This is a genomic window from Micromonospora sp. NPDC049679 (assembly GCF_040659735.1).
In the GTDB taxonomy this organism is placed as follows: Bacteria; Actinomycetota; Actinomycetes; order Mycobacteriales; family Micromonosporaceae; genus Micromonospora_I.
Map to the genome: position 1 here is coordinate 18,773 of NZ_JBFANZ010000004.1, position 13,548 is coordinate 32,320.

Consider the following 13,548-nt stretch of genomic DNA (forward strand, 5'->3'; position numbering starts at 1 on the left):
CGGCAGACGTGACAACCGACCGCTGTCTCGACGCCCCCGCGTTCCGCGCGCTCTTCCCCGCGCTGGAGAGCTACGCGTGGCTCGACACCCCCGGCAGCCCGCCGCTGGCCCGCCCCGTCGGCGACGTCCTGAGCGCCACGCTCGACGCCTGGCTCGCCGGCGACTTCGACTGGCTCGCCTGGGACCACACCCCTCAGGACGTACGGACGCTCTTCGCCCGGTACGTCGGCGTCGATCCGGATGCCGTCGCGCTGATGGGCTCGGTCGCCGAGGGCGCGACCACGGTGGCCCGCAGCCTGCCGCCCGGGCGGATCGTCGTGTCGGATGAGGAGTTCCGCAGCAACCTGTTCCCCTGGCTGCAGCTCGACCCGGCGACGCACGACGTCGTTCGGGTGACCGCTCGTGACGGCGCGGTCCGGACCGAGGATCTCGTCGCCGCGTGCGGCGAGGGAACGGTTCTGCTCGCCGTCAGCGAGGTCCTCTCCCGCGACGGCGTCCGGGCCGACCTGGCTGCGCTGCGCGCCGCGACCGATCAGGTCGGGGCGCGGCTGTTCATCGACGCGTCACAGTCTCTCGGTGTGCTCCATCTTGATTTCGCCGCTCTCCGGCCCGACTACGTGGCCGTGCACGGATACAAGTGGATGTTCTGCCCGCGGGGTGCCGCCTGGCTCGTCGTGCGGGAGGACCGACAGCGCGAGCTGCGTCCGTTGCTGCCGAGCTGGAAGTCGACGCCGCTGCCGCACGGCTATTTCGGCGGGGGATTCGAGCCGGGCCCGGGGATGGCCCGATGCGACACCTCGCCGGCCTGGCTTTCGTGGATCGGGGCGGAAGCGGCGCTCGGGATCCACCTGCGGCTCGATCCGGTGGAGACGGAGCGGCACTCGATCGCGCTCGCCCAGGCCTTCCTGGAGGGAGCGGAGAAACGGGGCGCGACGCCGGTCGCATCCGGACTGCCGAGTCAGATCGCGGCCGTCCACGTCCGCGACCCTGGACTCGTGCGGGAGCGGCTGCGGGAGCGCCGGGTGAAGGCGACGATGACGGAGAACCGGCTGCGGGTCGGTTTCCATTACTTCAACCACGAGCGCGATCTGGAGGCCGTGCTCAGCGCGCTGGGCTGAGCACAGGGCCGCCGCCGGTGCCCGCGGGATGCGCGGGCACCGGCGGCGGCTCGGCACGGCGGTCAGGAGGGCGAGAGTCTCCGGTTACGGAGCGCCTCGCAACGACCGCTGGTAGATCAGGAGGAGACCTGGCCCCCGGCTTCGACGCCGAGCGGCGTCGCGGACCCCACGCCGGCGTCGCCGTCACGGTCGGCAAGGTTGCGCGCCTGCTGCGGCCACGTCGCCACGGTCGGCGCGAGCCGCAGCCCGGCCGACCGCAGGATCGCGCGCAGCGCCGTCTCGTCGGTCGCGGCCAGCTGCGCGTACGTGCGGATACCCGCGCCGTTCAAGGCCAGCACGATCTTCGGGCCGATGCCCGCGATCCGCCGGAGGTCGTCGCCGCGCCCGGAAACCGTGCCCGGTCCGTCGGCGGTCCCGGGAGTCGGCACATCGCTCCCGCTCACGGCGGCCGCCTGGGCCACCACGGCGGGTGTTGCCCGGCCGGTGGTCGCGGCAGGCGCGCCGGCGTCCACGTCAGCGGCAGGCGCATCCTCCGTCGCGACCGGGGTGGCCGCGGACGGGGTGTCGACGGGCGGCGCCGGGGAATCCACAACGGCCGCCGCGGCGGGCGTGGCCTCCGGCACCGCTGAGGCACCGAAGGCCGGCACCTCGACCAGGGTCACATCGGAAGCGGGCGCCGCCTTCTGCACCGGCGCGGCCTCGGGCCGGCGGGAGCCCGCGTCGACGTCGTCAGCCGGAGACGTGACGGACGACCGCTCCTCGTCGGTGCCGGCCGTGTCGGCCGGGGCTGGCGTGCTCGCGACGGGAGCATCAGCGGGTGACTCCGCACGCGCAGCAGGCTCGACCGGCGCGGTGGCGGTCACTCCCCCGGCGGGTGCGAGACCCGGGGCGTAGTCCACCGCCCGGTACGCGCCCGTGCTCGTCGTGCGCGGGTTCCTCCCCCACAGCAACCAGCCGAGCAGCAGCCCGAGCAGCACGGCCAGAACGCATATCAACGTATGCCCCGCGGACCACGACAACGACACGGCAAACCTCCTGAATAGCGCGCGGAAGCGCGAAAGAATCTCGCGGCAGCTTCGCACAGGTCGGGTGCGCACGACGAAGTGACCACGATCCCGCGGCGCGCCCCGGGACGCGGCGGGAGATCAGGAGGTCACTGCCGTGGCGGATTTCGCCGTGACCGGTGGCGGAGACGACCGCGGTTTCAGGCTCCGCTCGACGGTCGCAGCGGCAGGATCGGGCCCACGTAGAGCCAGAGCCCGTCGTGACGCACGAACCGGCTGTGCTCGTGCATCACGCCCACCCGTCCGTGCTCGCTGTAGTGCGCGCGGAACTCCACGGTCCCGTCGGCTGCCAGCATCCCACCGCCGGTCGTACCGATGATGTCGAGTCGCAGCCAGCGCTGTTCCGGGTCGAACCGGATGTGCGACGGTCTTGTCGTTGAGTGCCATGTCCGGAGGAGATAGGCGGCATCGGTGACGGCGAACGCGCTGAAGCGTGAGCGCATGAGCAGTTCCGCCGTCGGCGCCGATGCTTCCGCGCGGTGGAAGCGCCCGCAGCAGCCACCGTAGGGCTCGCCGGTCCCGCACGGACAGGGTGAGGCGGAATCGAGCGGCGGCGTGCGGGGCGCGCTGCGTCTGGCCATTACGACATTGTGCCCGAACTGGCCGCGGGCCTGGTAGCCACGGGCGACGAAACCGAAAGATACCTCCGACAGGTGTTGTCACGTCGGCAGATATTGACATGAACCTGACTTTAAGTCAGCCTCATCGATACGCCAGTTTCCCGTCGAGTGGAGGTCCAATGCTCAGACGTACCGGAAGACTTGTCGCCGCGCTCATGCTCGCCGCGACCGCGAGCCTCGTCGGCGCGGTCACCACCGCAAGCCCCGCGTCCGCCGACGGCTGTTACACCTGGGGACGCACGCTGTCGGAAGGGATGTCCGGGGCGGATGTCCGGGAGTTGCAGATCCGCGTCGCCGGCTACCCCGGCTACGGGGGCGTCCTCGCCCTCGACAGCGCCTTCGGCCCCGGCACGAAGGCTGCGGTCACCCGGTTCCAGCAGGCCTACGGCCTCTCCGCGGACGGCGTCGCCGGGCCGCAGACGTTCAACAAGCTCTACGCGCTGCAGGACGACGACTGCACCCCGGTCAACTTCAGCTACGCCGAGTTCAACGACTGTAACTCGGACTGGTCCGGCGGCGCCGTCTCGGCGGCCACCGCGCGGGCGAACGCGCTGGTCAACATGTGGAAGTTGCAGGCGATGCGGCATGCGCTGGGTGACCAGCCGATCCGGGTGACCAGCGCCTTCCGCAGCCACGCCTGCAACAACGCGGCCGGCGGCTCGGCGACCAGCCGCCACCTCTACGGGGACGCCGTCGACCTCGGCGTCAGCCCCCACTCGCTGTGCAAGTTGGCCCAGCAGGCCCGCAACCACGGCTGGAACGAGATCCTCGGCCCCGGCTATCCGGGCCACAGCGACCACACCCACGTCGCGCACAAGTCGAGCCGTACCTGGTCGGCCAGCTCCTGCGGAATCTGACCACTCTGGTCCACTGGTGCCGAAGCTGACCGACCCGCTTCGGCACCAGCAGTGGTCAGTCCGGATGGCCCTGTCGTGCCAGCCGAGACCACCGACCATTTCGGACAGACGAACGGCACGGAAGGCATGTAGTTCGAGCCCGTTCGATGTGACATGAATGTGTGGCTCACGGCCATGGCTCACCTCCGTCGACCGCCGTAGGTTTCCCGGCAACGCGACGATGTGTGACCCCCGTCACCCGACTGATACGCCGTCGCCACGGAACCCCTGCGGAGGATGGCGATGGCCGGCCAAGCGCTCCTGTCGGTTCGGGGGCTGACCCGTGACTTCCGGGGCTTCCGGGGCTTCCGGGCTGTCAACGAGGTCGACCTCGATGTCGTGGCGGGGAGCGTGCACGCGCTGGTCGGTCCCAACGGCGCCGGCAAGACCACCTTGGAGCTCGATCACCGGCGGGGAGAACGGCCTGCAGGGCGTGCCGCGCGAGTTGGCCGGCGTCGACCTGTCGGACGACTACTACTTCTACTACGCCTGCCTCCCCTTGGTGCTGGCCGGGCTCTTCGCCGCCTGGCGGATCGTGCACTCACCGTTCGGGCGGGTCCTGGTCGGCATCCGCGACAATCCGGCGCGCGCCCGGGCCCTGGGCTACCCGGTGCACCGCTACAAGCTGATCGCGTTCGTCCTCTCGGCGTTCCTCGCCGGCCTGGGCGGCGGCCTCTTCGCCGTCGCGCACCGGTTCGTCTCGCTGGACGTGCTGCACTGGACGACCTCCGGCAAGGCCGTCATCGTCGTCGTGCTCGGTGGCATCGGCACGCTCTGGGGCGGCCTGCTCGGCGCCGCCGTGCTGATCCGCCTCGAGGACTGGCTCTCGTTCTCCGGGTTCGAGGCCGTCGGCCTGGTCACCGGCGGCATCTTCGTGCTCGTCGTGCTGCTCTTCCGGCGCGGCCTGTGGGGCACCGTCGCCGCGCTGGCCAACCGGTGGATGGCGGCGCGCCGCCGGAGATGACCGCGCCCGGTGCGCGTCGTCGGACCGCCGTGCTCCGGGCGAAGACGCGCTGCCCGACGGCGGCCCGCTGCGCGGCAGCGGCGGTCGAGTCGGCACCGGGCAGCACGAGGGTCGAAGGGGTACGCGTTGCCCGCTCCCTCCGGACCGAGCGGTGCGTCACGCCTCGGCGGCCTGCCGCTTCACGATCTTGCCGACGTCGGTGCCGGCGGGCAGCGTCCCGTACTCGTACGACCGGTCCGGACCGAGCCGGGCGCCGACGAACGCGTCCGAGACCTCGGCCGGGGCATGCCGGATGAGCAGTGACGCCTGCAGGGCCAGCGCGAGCCGCTCGGTGAGACGGCGAGCCTGCGCGAGATCCGGCTCGGCCCGGACCGATGCGAGCGTCGAGGTGACCTCCTTGACATGGGCGTCGAGCAGCTCCGAGACACCTGCGGCCTGGTTGACCTCCGCGAGGAACGCCTCGATCACGGCGGGCTCGCGGGAGATCGCGCGCAGCACGTCGAGGGCGATGACGTTGCCGGAGCCCTCCCAGATCGCCAGCAGCGGCGCCTCACGATAGCGGCGGGCAAGGGGGAAGCCTTCCGTGTAGCCGTTTCCGCCGAGGCACTCCATCGCCTCGTAGGCGTGGTTCGGGCCGCGCTTGCAGACCCAGTACTTGCTCACCGGGGTCGCCAGCCGCCGGAACGCCTGCTCCTGCTCGTCGGCCTCGGCCTCGTGGGCCCGCGCCAGGCGCATCGCCGTCGCGGTCGCGGCCTCGGACTCCAACGCCAGGTCGGCGAGGACCGAGGTCATCACCGGCTGGTCGACCAACCGGGCGCCGAAGACATTGCGGTGCTGGGCGTGCCAGACCGCCTCGGTTACCGACTGCCGCATCCCGCCCGCCGTACCGATGACGCAGTCCAGCCGGGTATGGCTGACCATTTCGATGATGGTCCGCACCCCTCGGCCCGGCTCCCCCACCATCTGCGCCCACGCGCCGTCGAGTTCGATCTCCGACGACGCGTTGGACTGGTTGCCGAGCTTGTCCTTCAGCCGCTGGATACGGAACCGGTTGCGGGTGCCGTCGGGCAGGACGCGAGGCAGCAGGAAGCACGACAGACCGACCGTGCCGGTCTGGGCGAGCACGAGAAAAGCGTCGGACATCGGGGCCGAGCAGAACCACTTGTGACCGGTGAGCAGATACTCCCCGCCCGGACCGCCGGCGCCGACGGGTTCGGCCCGGGTGGTGTTGGCCCGTACGTCGGATCCGCCCTGCTTCTCGGTCATCGCCATGCCGAACAGCACGCCCGGCTTCTCCGCGGCGGGCGAGAGGCGTGGGTCGTAGCCGCGCCCGGTGAGGGGCCGCTCCCACTGCGCGGCGATCTCCGGCTGCTGCCGAAGGCTGGGCAGGGCCGAGTAGGTCATCGAGATCGGACAGCAGTGGCCCGGCTCGACCTGGTTGAACAGGAAGAACGCCGCTGCGCGCGCCACGTGGGCCGCCGCCCGGGGCTCAGCCCACGGTCCGGTGTGCGCCCCGTACGCCATGCTGCGGGAGATGATCTCGTGGTAGGCCGGGTCGTAGGTCACCTCGTCGATCCGGTGGCCGTACCGGTCATGCGTGTGCAGCACCGGCTTCTTCGTGTTGGCCGCCTCCGCCCAGCCCTGGTACTGCTCGGAGCCGACCAGCCGGCCGATCTCGTGCAGCTCCTCCTCGGCGTACGAAGCGCCGTACGTGTGCACCGCCTCACGCAGCGGAGCGTTCGCGTCGTACTCGTCGATTCCCACCCGGACCGGCGGCTGGTTGATGACCTCGTGCGTGTTCATCTCGACCCCTCGTTGACAACGGCGATCCCTACCGCGCGTAGACAGATGGCGCGCAGCGGGTCGGTCACGGCCTCCGGCGTCGGGTAGGCGGCGATCGGGGACAGCGGGCCGACGAGAGCCTCACCGATCGCGCCGACGACCGCGGCGGCGGCGAGCTTCGGGTCCTGCTCGGGCACCTCGCCGCCGCTGATGCCGGCGCGCAGAATGCCCTCGACAAGGTCGCGATAGCTCATCCGGAACGTGAGGCGCTCGGCCTCGACCAGCGGATCCACCGGCTCGACCAGGAGCGACCACGCCAACCGGCGCCCGCGCAGCGCGCGGCGGGTGAAGACCTCGACCAGCGCGGAGAGACGCCGGGCGGTATCGGTCCGACGGTCGTCCACGGCGGCAACGGCGTCCTGCACGGCGGCGAACTCCCGGCCGGCGGCACGGCGGAAGGTCGCGGCGAGCAGCTCGGCCTTGCTCGGGAAGTGGGTGTAGACCGCGCCGGTGCTGACGCCGGCCGCTTTCGCGACCGCCGCCACGGTGGCGGTGGAGAACCCGTCGGTCGACACGATCGACTCCGCGGCAGCCAGCAGGCGCTCACGTCGCTGCGCGGCCCGGCTCCGGGTGCGGTCCGTCTCCCGATACACCATCGCGAATCCTCCGAGCCTGTGACACGACCGGTTCAGACGACAGCTCCACCGGCCTGCGCAAGAAATGAACCACAGTTCAGGTCTTTAGGCAAGAGAGACGGGCTCGCACGGGCCGCACTGTGCCTACGAAGCCGAGACGTCGGGGTTGGCGGACAGGATCGCCTCGGTCGTCGCCCAGAGGCTGGGCAGGAATCGCGTGACGTCGGCGGCGCGGCTGAGGAGGTCTTCGGTCGAGGTGATGCCGAGGTCGGCGACCACTGCCTCGAACGCCGGACCCAGTTGCTGTCGCAGGTCCGGTGGGGCGTCCGCCGCCAAAATCTTGTGGCAGCGGGCAAAGGTGGCCACGATCCAGAACACGGCTTCGCGGTGGCAGCCGCGGTCGATGAGCTCATGACTTCCGTCGATCGCGATCGGCCGCGCCGCGGGGGTGATGTCGGTGCTGAAGAAGAACGGGGTCCTGGCAACCGCGGCGGTGGCGTCGAACGTCCGGGCGAGTTCGCGCAGGTGGTACCGCACGCGTTGGCGGGTCATCCGCGTGCAGCCCAGGAGGTCCAGGAGTTGCGGGTAGAGATCGGCGTGGCCGTAGTCGGCGAGGACACCACGCACCGCGAGATACCGCAGGCGCACGGTGGGGTTACGCAGGGCGGCGACGAGCAGGACCTGGGTGGTCACGCTCGTCGGGAACATCCAGGCCGTCACCTGGTCATGGAACGGCGCCGACACGTCGATGGCCCGCAACCCTCTCTCGATCCGCTGTCCAGCGTCTTCGCACCTGCGGCGTACCCACACCCGTTCGGCGAAGCTGCCGGAGATCCGCTCGGTGAGCTGGCGCAGGTGTCCGGTGGGGTCGTCGATGATCGTGTCGATGCGGAAGCTCGAGGCCAGGTAGTAGCAACCCAGCACCTCGTCGGCCGAGACGAACTCGTCGAACGACAGGTACGTGACCTCGAGCAGCACGCCGCGGTAGACGAATTTCCCCAGCTTGTGGGGAGCCTCATTCGCGGTGACCACCACGACGTCGACATCGGATGCCGGCGGCAACTCAACGTCGTCCGCCAGCCAGGTCGTCGATCCCGAGAAGAACGCACCCCGGAAACCGGCATCGTGCCGGGCTTCCCGCATGACCCACTCAGCCGCCGCCGCTCGCGCCAGCCCGACTCTCACGACGACCATCGTTCCACGACGCGAGGAAGACTGTGACGTTGATGAATCGCTGCCTGGCCACGGGCCAGGTCAGTTTCGCGTCGGTCTGTTTGCGGATGTTCCGCGCCCGCTACCGGAGCATGTGCAGACGAATGGCCGTGCCGACGGCGGTGGTGTACACCCGGTCGAGGACGCCCTACAGATCGACAACGAGGATGCGCCCCTGCAGGCCGGTGGTCATGTCGTAGTTCTGCACCCGGATGAGCAGCCGCTCGGTGATGACCTGGCCTCGTGCCACGAGCAGGACGCCCTTGGCGCTGTACAGGTCGTCCGCCAGCTCGTCCCCGGGGGCCAGGTCGTCGACCCCGATCTCGCGTACCGCCTGGTTCGGCAGGCGCAGCCCGCCAACCTCGGCGAGGGCGCGCAGTGTCTCCAAGTCGTGGGTCTTGCGGAACGACAAGGTGGCCACCGCGAGGTCCGGCGGCATGCCGCGCCACACGAGCGCGTCATACTCGCGCACCGCCTGCAGCAGCCGCGCACCCTCCGGAGCGTCATCGGCCAGCGGGCTCACGGGGTTGCGGTCGGTGGGCAGCTGGTGGCGGACGATCTCGCGTACGGCCTCCAGGCGCGGGATCCGCGCGAGCACACCGTCGGCCAGGCCGGGGAGTCGCGCCAGCATCTCCGCTTCGCCGTCGCTGGCGGGTTTCCCCCCTTCCAGGGCGCTGATCGCCGAGGGCGGCAGTGTGATGGCGCCGATCTCCCCCATCTGCGCCGCCATCTCGATCTGCCACGCGTCCGCGACCCCGAGCTTGGCGCAGAGCCCTTCCGCTAGGCGACGCAGTCGGCCGGCCCGACTGAAAAGGGCGGGCTGCGCCATGCTGAGCGTGTCCATCAGCGCGTTGACGCAGCCCTTGAGCGTGGCCTCGAGCAGTTCCCGCTCGGCCCGTACAAGCCGGTGCTGCTCGGCGGCCGCGCCAATGGTTGCCTTCAGGGTCTCCGGCGGGCAGGGCTTGAGCATGAACCGGAAGACGTGGCCTTCGTTGATCGCCGCCATGGCGCTGTTCAGGTCCGCATCACCGGTCAGCAGCAATCGGGTCGTGTCGGGAGAGATCCGCTCGGCGCGCTCCAGCACGGTGACGCCCGTCATCTCCGGCATCCGCATGTCCGACAGGATCACCGCGATCGGATCCTTGTCGTTACCGGCGAGCAACTCGAGCGCTTCCTGCGGTCGCGTCGTCGTCACGACGTCGTAGTTCACACGCAGGTACCGCTGAAGTCCGTTCAGGACGTATGGCTCGTCGTCCAGACAGAGAATTCGGGGGCGGGCCGTCATCGACGTTTCCTGTTCCTGCTGAGCCGCGTGCAGTTCGGTGCTGCGGGTTGTCTTCTTCATCGGCCGTACATGCCCGGGGCTTAGCGTCCGAGCGGTTCCGGATTGGATCGGGAAACGTCGGCGCGTTGCAGGGTGAGCGTGAAGACGGAACCCACGTTCAGGGTCGAGGTGACGCCGATGTCGCCGCCCATCGACTGCGCCAGCCGGCGTGCGATGAACAGGCCAAGCCCGGTGCCGCTGGTGCTCATGGTCATGGGGTCCTCGACGCGATGGAATTTCTCGAAGACCTTCTGCAACTGATCGCTCGGGATGCCCCGTCCGTGGTCCGCCACCTCGACGTGCACCCGGTCGTCCTCGATCCGCATGCTGACCCGCACCTCTTCGGTCTCCGGGGAGTACTTCAGCGCGTTGCCGATCAGATTCGCGGCCACCTGCAGCGCCCGCTCGGCGTCGCACCGGGCGGGCACGGAATTGTCCGGGAGATCGACCGTGATCCGTGGTGTGTCGAGGTCGTGGACGACCTGACGGACGATCCCGGCCAGATCATGCACGCCGACGGAGACGTGCAGCGCCAGGTCATCCTCCGCGTCGCCGACGCGGGACGCCATCAACAGATCCTCGACGAGCCGGGAGAGATGCGCCGCGCGGTCGGCCATGAGATTGAGGCAGTCGTTGCGCTTCTGGGGCGTCATCCGGTCACCGCGGGTACGCAGAAGATCGAGGTAGCCGACGATCGGCGTCAGCGGTGTACGCAGCTCGTGGGAGACGGTCGCGATGAAGTCGGACTTGAGCCGCTCCGTGCGATGCTCCCGGGTGAGGTCACGGACGACCACGACGTCGCGCACGAGGCTGTCGCCCGCGAAGACCGCCGAATGCGCCAGCCGCAGCCGCCGCAGTTCCCCGTCGGGGCGCCGAATCGTGATCTCGACGGCGGCCTGCGGACGGTCCGCCGTCACCGGCAGCAGGCAATCGCGTTCCTCGGCGTCCGGCACGTCCAGCAACCCGGCCAGCCTCCGGCCGGACGCCTCCTCGCTGGTGATTTCGGTGAGCTCTGCGAACGCGCGGCTCCACATCTGCACCGCGCCGTCGCCGTCCACCATGAGAATCCCCTCAGTGGACTGCTCGGCGATCGCCTGCAGCTTGCTCGTCTCGGCGATCAGCCGGTCCAGGTGCTCCGCTCCGGCCATGGCCGCCGCGAGCGCGTTGGCGAGCGGCGCCAGCACCGTGAGGTCACGCGTCGTCAACCGCCCCCGCCGCCGCTCCCGCATGACGAGCGCGGCGATGCCGAAACGGCGGCCCCCGGCGTCCAGCGGAACGACGAGCATCTGCCGGATGTCCGGCTCCAGCGTCTGGGAGAGCAGTGTCGGACGGTCGACATCACCAAGGCGCACGAGGTAATGCGGGGCCGGTCCGGTGGAGAGCTCCCGCGGCGCCGCGGAGTCCACGGAGAGCGCAAGGGCTCCCCCGTCGAGCATGACCACGGCGAGATCCGCGTTGAACGCCTCGCGGACGAGGAGCAGGAACTGCCGTACGACGTCCTCGCGCTCCGCGAGGACGTGGGAGAGCCGGAGCAGGCAGGCCGACCGGGCACGCTCGTCCGCCTCCTGCGCCGCGGCGCGGTACGCATAGGTCACGGCGAGCGCGGGCATCGCCATGAAGGGCAGCAACAGCGGGGCATGCAGGCCGATCTCAGCGGTAATCAGTCCGGTGGCGACCGTCCCGACGGCCATGTACCCGGAGAGCCGTGCCTCCGACCGGACGATCTGCCACGGGGATTCGCGGTTCACCCTGGCGAGAACCTGGGCCAGGCAGCCCAGATTGACGGCCGTGAACATCAAGGTGCCCAGAAGTACACCGGCCAGCACCCGGGCGGACAGGGTCCCCGCATTGCCGCCGACCACGTGGACGACGCCCACCAGGACCGAGACGGCCGCCGTATAGGTCCCGAGGTTGAACACGGACTTCAGCAGTGGCCGCCGACGAAGGGCGCTGGCGATCACAAGCCCCAACGCGGCGGCGATCAGTGCGTGGCTGGCCGGCAACAGCAGCACATCGACGACGACGGCCGCCTCGTAGAGGCTGAGCTCCTCTTCGGCCTCCCCGTGACGCAACCGGACGACGGTCATCTCGGCGACACACGTCAGGACGACGAGTCCCGGCAGCAGCCACCAGCCGCCCAGCTCGTGCGCGTCCAGCACGCCGTGCGGCTCGGGGAACCACAACACGACACCGGTGGCCAGGGCGGCGCCGAGAAGGCAGACTCCGGCGATGATCCGGTGCATCGGATCACTCACCCAGGCACGCACGGCGCCGACCGCCGGGGCATTGCCCCGGCGGTCGGCTGACGACGCGTTCGCACTCACCTTACGGCTGCCACGTCCACGCGCGAGCGCTCCACGTACCGGAGACCCAGGCCCGCGCGGCCCAGTCGTTGGTGACCCACGCTCGGGCCACCCAGGCCCGCGCCGCCCACTCGTCCTTGACCCAGGCACGAGCGGACCAGTCCTCGGACACCCAGGCACGAGCGACCCACGCCCGGGCGACCCAGGCGCGGGCGGCCCACTCCTCGGCCGTACCGTCGCCACCGCCGCCCCAGCCCTCGGTCACCCAGGCCCGTGCCGCCCAGTCCCGGGTCTCCGGGTCGAGCTGCACCCAGGCCCGCGCGGCCCAGTCACGGGAGCCCGCGCTCAGCTTCTGCCAGGCCGCCGCCGCGCCGGCGCGGTCACCGTTGACGATCGCCTGTTCCAGCGCCATCCAGCGCTTCGCGTCGCGGCCGATGGCGGCCGTGTCCCGGTCGAACTGCGCTTCCGACCGTGACATGCGCCATGTCGGGGCGGAGCTCAGCGCGCGTCCGGCGTCGAGGGCACCCGCACCGGCCCCACCGGCGCGGGTGAGCCCCGGCGCGGTGTAGGCGGTTGTGGTGAGCAGGTTCTTCACCGCGTCCGGGCGCAGCTTCGGCTGCACCGCGAGCGTGCGCGCGACGACACCGCTGGTCACAGCCGTCGCCATCGAGCTACCGGAGCCACGGAAGTAGTCGTTTCCGATCCGCGCCTGCGGGTTGTCGGTGTCGGCCACGCTGCCGGGAGAGCGCAGGCTCACCAGGTGTCCCCCCGGCGCGACGAGATCCGGCTTGGCGTCGCCCTGCCAGGTCGGTCCGCGACCCGACCACGCGGCGACCACGTCGTCCCGCCGGTCGGCCGTGCCGGACTCGTCGAGGCCCCCCGCGGTCAGCAGCACCGGGTCACTCCCCGGGGAGGTCACCGAGCCCTTGTCCGGTCCGTCGTTGCCCGACGGCACAACGACCGTGACGCCGTGACGCCACAGCGCCTCGAGCGCCTGGGTCAGCGGGTCGATCTGGTACGGCAACGGGCTGTTCGACGAGAGCGACAGGTTGAGCACCTGCACCTCACGCGAGTGCTCGCTGACCCACTGCAGGCCGCGGAGCACCGTGATGAGGTCGGTTTCGCCCCGGGCGTCCGCGACCTTCACGTCGATGAGCTTCGCCGCCGGCGCGACGCCCCGGTAGGCACCGCCGGAGGCGGCGCCGGAGCCGGCGATCAGCCCGGCCATGAAGGTGCCGTGGCCGAACCCGTCACCGGCCCCCGTACCGGTCACGTCGACGCGACGGGACACCCGCGCGGCGAGGTCCGGCACGTCGGCAATGCCCGTGTCCACCACGGCCACGGTGACACCCCGCCCCTCGTTCCCGTCGGCCGGCAGGCCGAGGGTCTCGCGCAACGTGGACACCGGGCCGTTCGTGACCGAGGCGGGCGCTGATGCCACCCGCAGCTCCCGCTGCGGCGCCACGACCCAGTCCGCGCCGAGTTCGGCTCCCTGCGGCAGTCGCGCGGCGACGCCGCGTACCACGGGCAGGGACGCCAACACGCGACCCCCTGCGGCCGTGACTGCCCTGGCCGCGTCGTCCGCGCCCGAACCGGTCACCACAACGTCCTGCCACGCCCGCGTGGGCGT

10 protein-coding genes and 2 pseudogenes are annotated in these 13,548 nt (G+C 70.8%); 4 read left to right on the top strand and 8 right to left on the bottom strand.

Going from position 1 to position 13,548, the window contains the following annotated elements:
• Nucleotides 1–8: 8 nt before the first annotated feature.
• Complete coding sequence (locus AB0J06_RS04190) at nt 9–1,118, top strand: aminotransferase class V-fold PLP-dependent enzyme (RefSeq protein ID WP_357424440.1); 1,110 nt, start codon at nt 9–11, stop codon at nt 1,116–1,118.
• Between the two features lie 116 nt (nt 1,119–1,234).
• On the opposite strand, the gene AB0J06_RS04195 is transcribed toward AB0J06_RS04190, so the two are convergent.
• Complete coding sequence (locus tag AB0J06_RS04195; protein WP_357424442.1) at nt 1,235–2,143, bottom strand: helix-hairpin-helix domain-containing protein; 909 nt, start codon at nt 2,141–2,143, stop codon at nt 1,235–1,237.
• A gap of 179 nt (nt 2,144–2,322) precedes the next feature.
• Nucleotides 2,323–2,631: a YchJ family metal-binding protein gene (locus AB0J06_RS04200; RefSeq protein ID WP_357424740.1), complete on the bottom strand. Its 309-nt coding sequence runs from the start codon at nt 2,629–2,631 to the stop codon at nt 2,323–2,325.
• Nucleotides 2,632–2,921: 290 nt separating this feature from the next.
• Here AB0J06_RS04200 and AB0J06_RS04205 point away from each other — a divergent pair, with 290 nt between their 5' ends.
• The 3 genes and pseudogenes from AB0J06_RS04205 to AB0J06_RS04215 form a co-directional block, all read left to right on the top strand.
• Complete coding sequence (locus AB0J06_RS04205) at nt 2,922–3,659, top strand: D-Ala-D-Ala carboxypeptidase family metallohydrolase (protein ID WP_357424444.1); 738 nt, start codon at nt 2,922–2,924, stop codon at nt 3,657–3,659.
• A 282-nt stretch (nt 3,660–3,941) separates the two neighbouring features.
• A pseudogene (locus tag AB0J06_RS04210) lies at nt 3,942–4,091 on the top strand (ATP-binding cassette domain-containing protein); the annotation flags it as partial.
• 1 nt (nt 4,092) lies between these two features.
• Nucleotides 4,093–4,662, top strand: a pseudogene (locus tag AB0J06_RS04215) (branched-chain amino acid ABC transporter permease); the annotation flags it as partial.
• A 156-nt stretch (nt 4,663–4,818) separates the two neighbouring features.
• Here AB0J06_RS04215 and AB0J06_RS04220 read toward each other — a convergent pair.
• The 6 genes from AB0J06_RS04220 to AB0J06_RS04245 all read right to left on the bottom strand — a co-directional run bounded on the left by AB0J06_RS04220 (nt 4,819) and on the right by AB0J06_RS04245 (nt 13,461).
• On the bottom strand, nt 4,819–6,465 hold the full coding sequence (locus AB0J06_RS04220; RefSeq protein WP_357424446.1) for an acyl-CoA dehydrogenase family protein: 1,647 nt from the start codon (nt 6,463–6,465) through the stop codon (nt 4,819–4,821).
• Nucleotides 6,462–7,100: a TetR/AcrR family transcriptional regulator gene (locus AB0J06_RS04225; protein ID WP_357424448.1), complete on the bottom strand. Its 639-nt coding sequence runs from the start codon at nt 7,098–7,100 to the stop codon at nt 6,462–6,464. The genes AB0J06_RS04220 and AB0J06_RS04225 overlap by 4 nt, the downstream gene beginning before the upstream one ends.
• 123 nt (nt 7,101–7,223) lie before the next feature.
• Nucleotides 7,224–8,273: a hypothetical protein gene (locus tag AB0J06_RS04230; protein ID WP_357424450.1), complete on the bottom strand. Its 1,050-nt coding sequence runs from the start codon at nt 8,271–8,273 to the stop codon at nt 7,224–7,226.
• Between the two features lie 166 nt (nt 8,274–8,439).
• Nucleotides 8,440–9,636 (bottom strand): HD domain-containing phosphohydrolase, encoded by a 1,197-nt coding sequence (locus tag AB0J06_RS04235; RefSeq protein WP_357424452.1) that lies wholly within the window; start codon nt 9,634–9,636, stop codon nt 8,440–8,442.
• Nucleotides 9,637–9,656: 20 nt separating this feature from the next.
• Entirely contained in the window at nt 9,657–11,870 is a 2,214-nt protein-coding gene (locus AB0J06_RS04240; RefSeq protein WP_357424454.1) for an ATP-binding protein, read from the bottom strand.
• A gap of 70 nt (nt 11,871–11,940) precedes the next feature.
• Entirely contained in the window at nt 11,941–13,461 is a 1,521-nt protein-coding gene (locus tag AB0J06_RS04245; protein ID WP_357424456.1) for a S8 family peptidase, read from the bottom strand.
• Nucleotides 13,462–13,548: the final 87 nt, after the last annotated feature.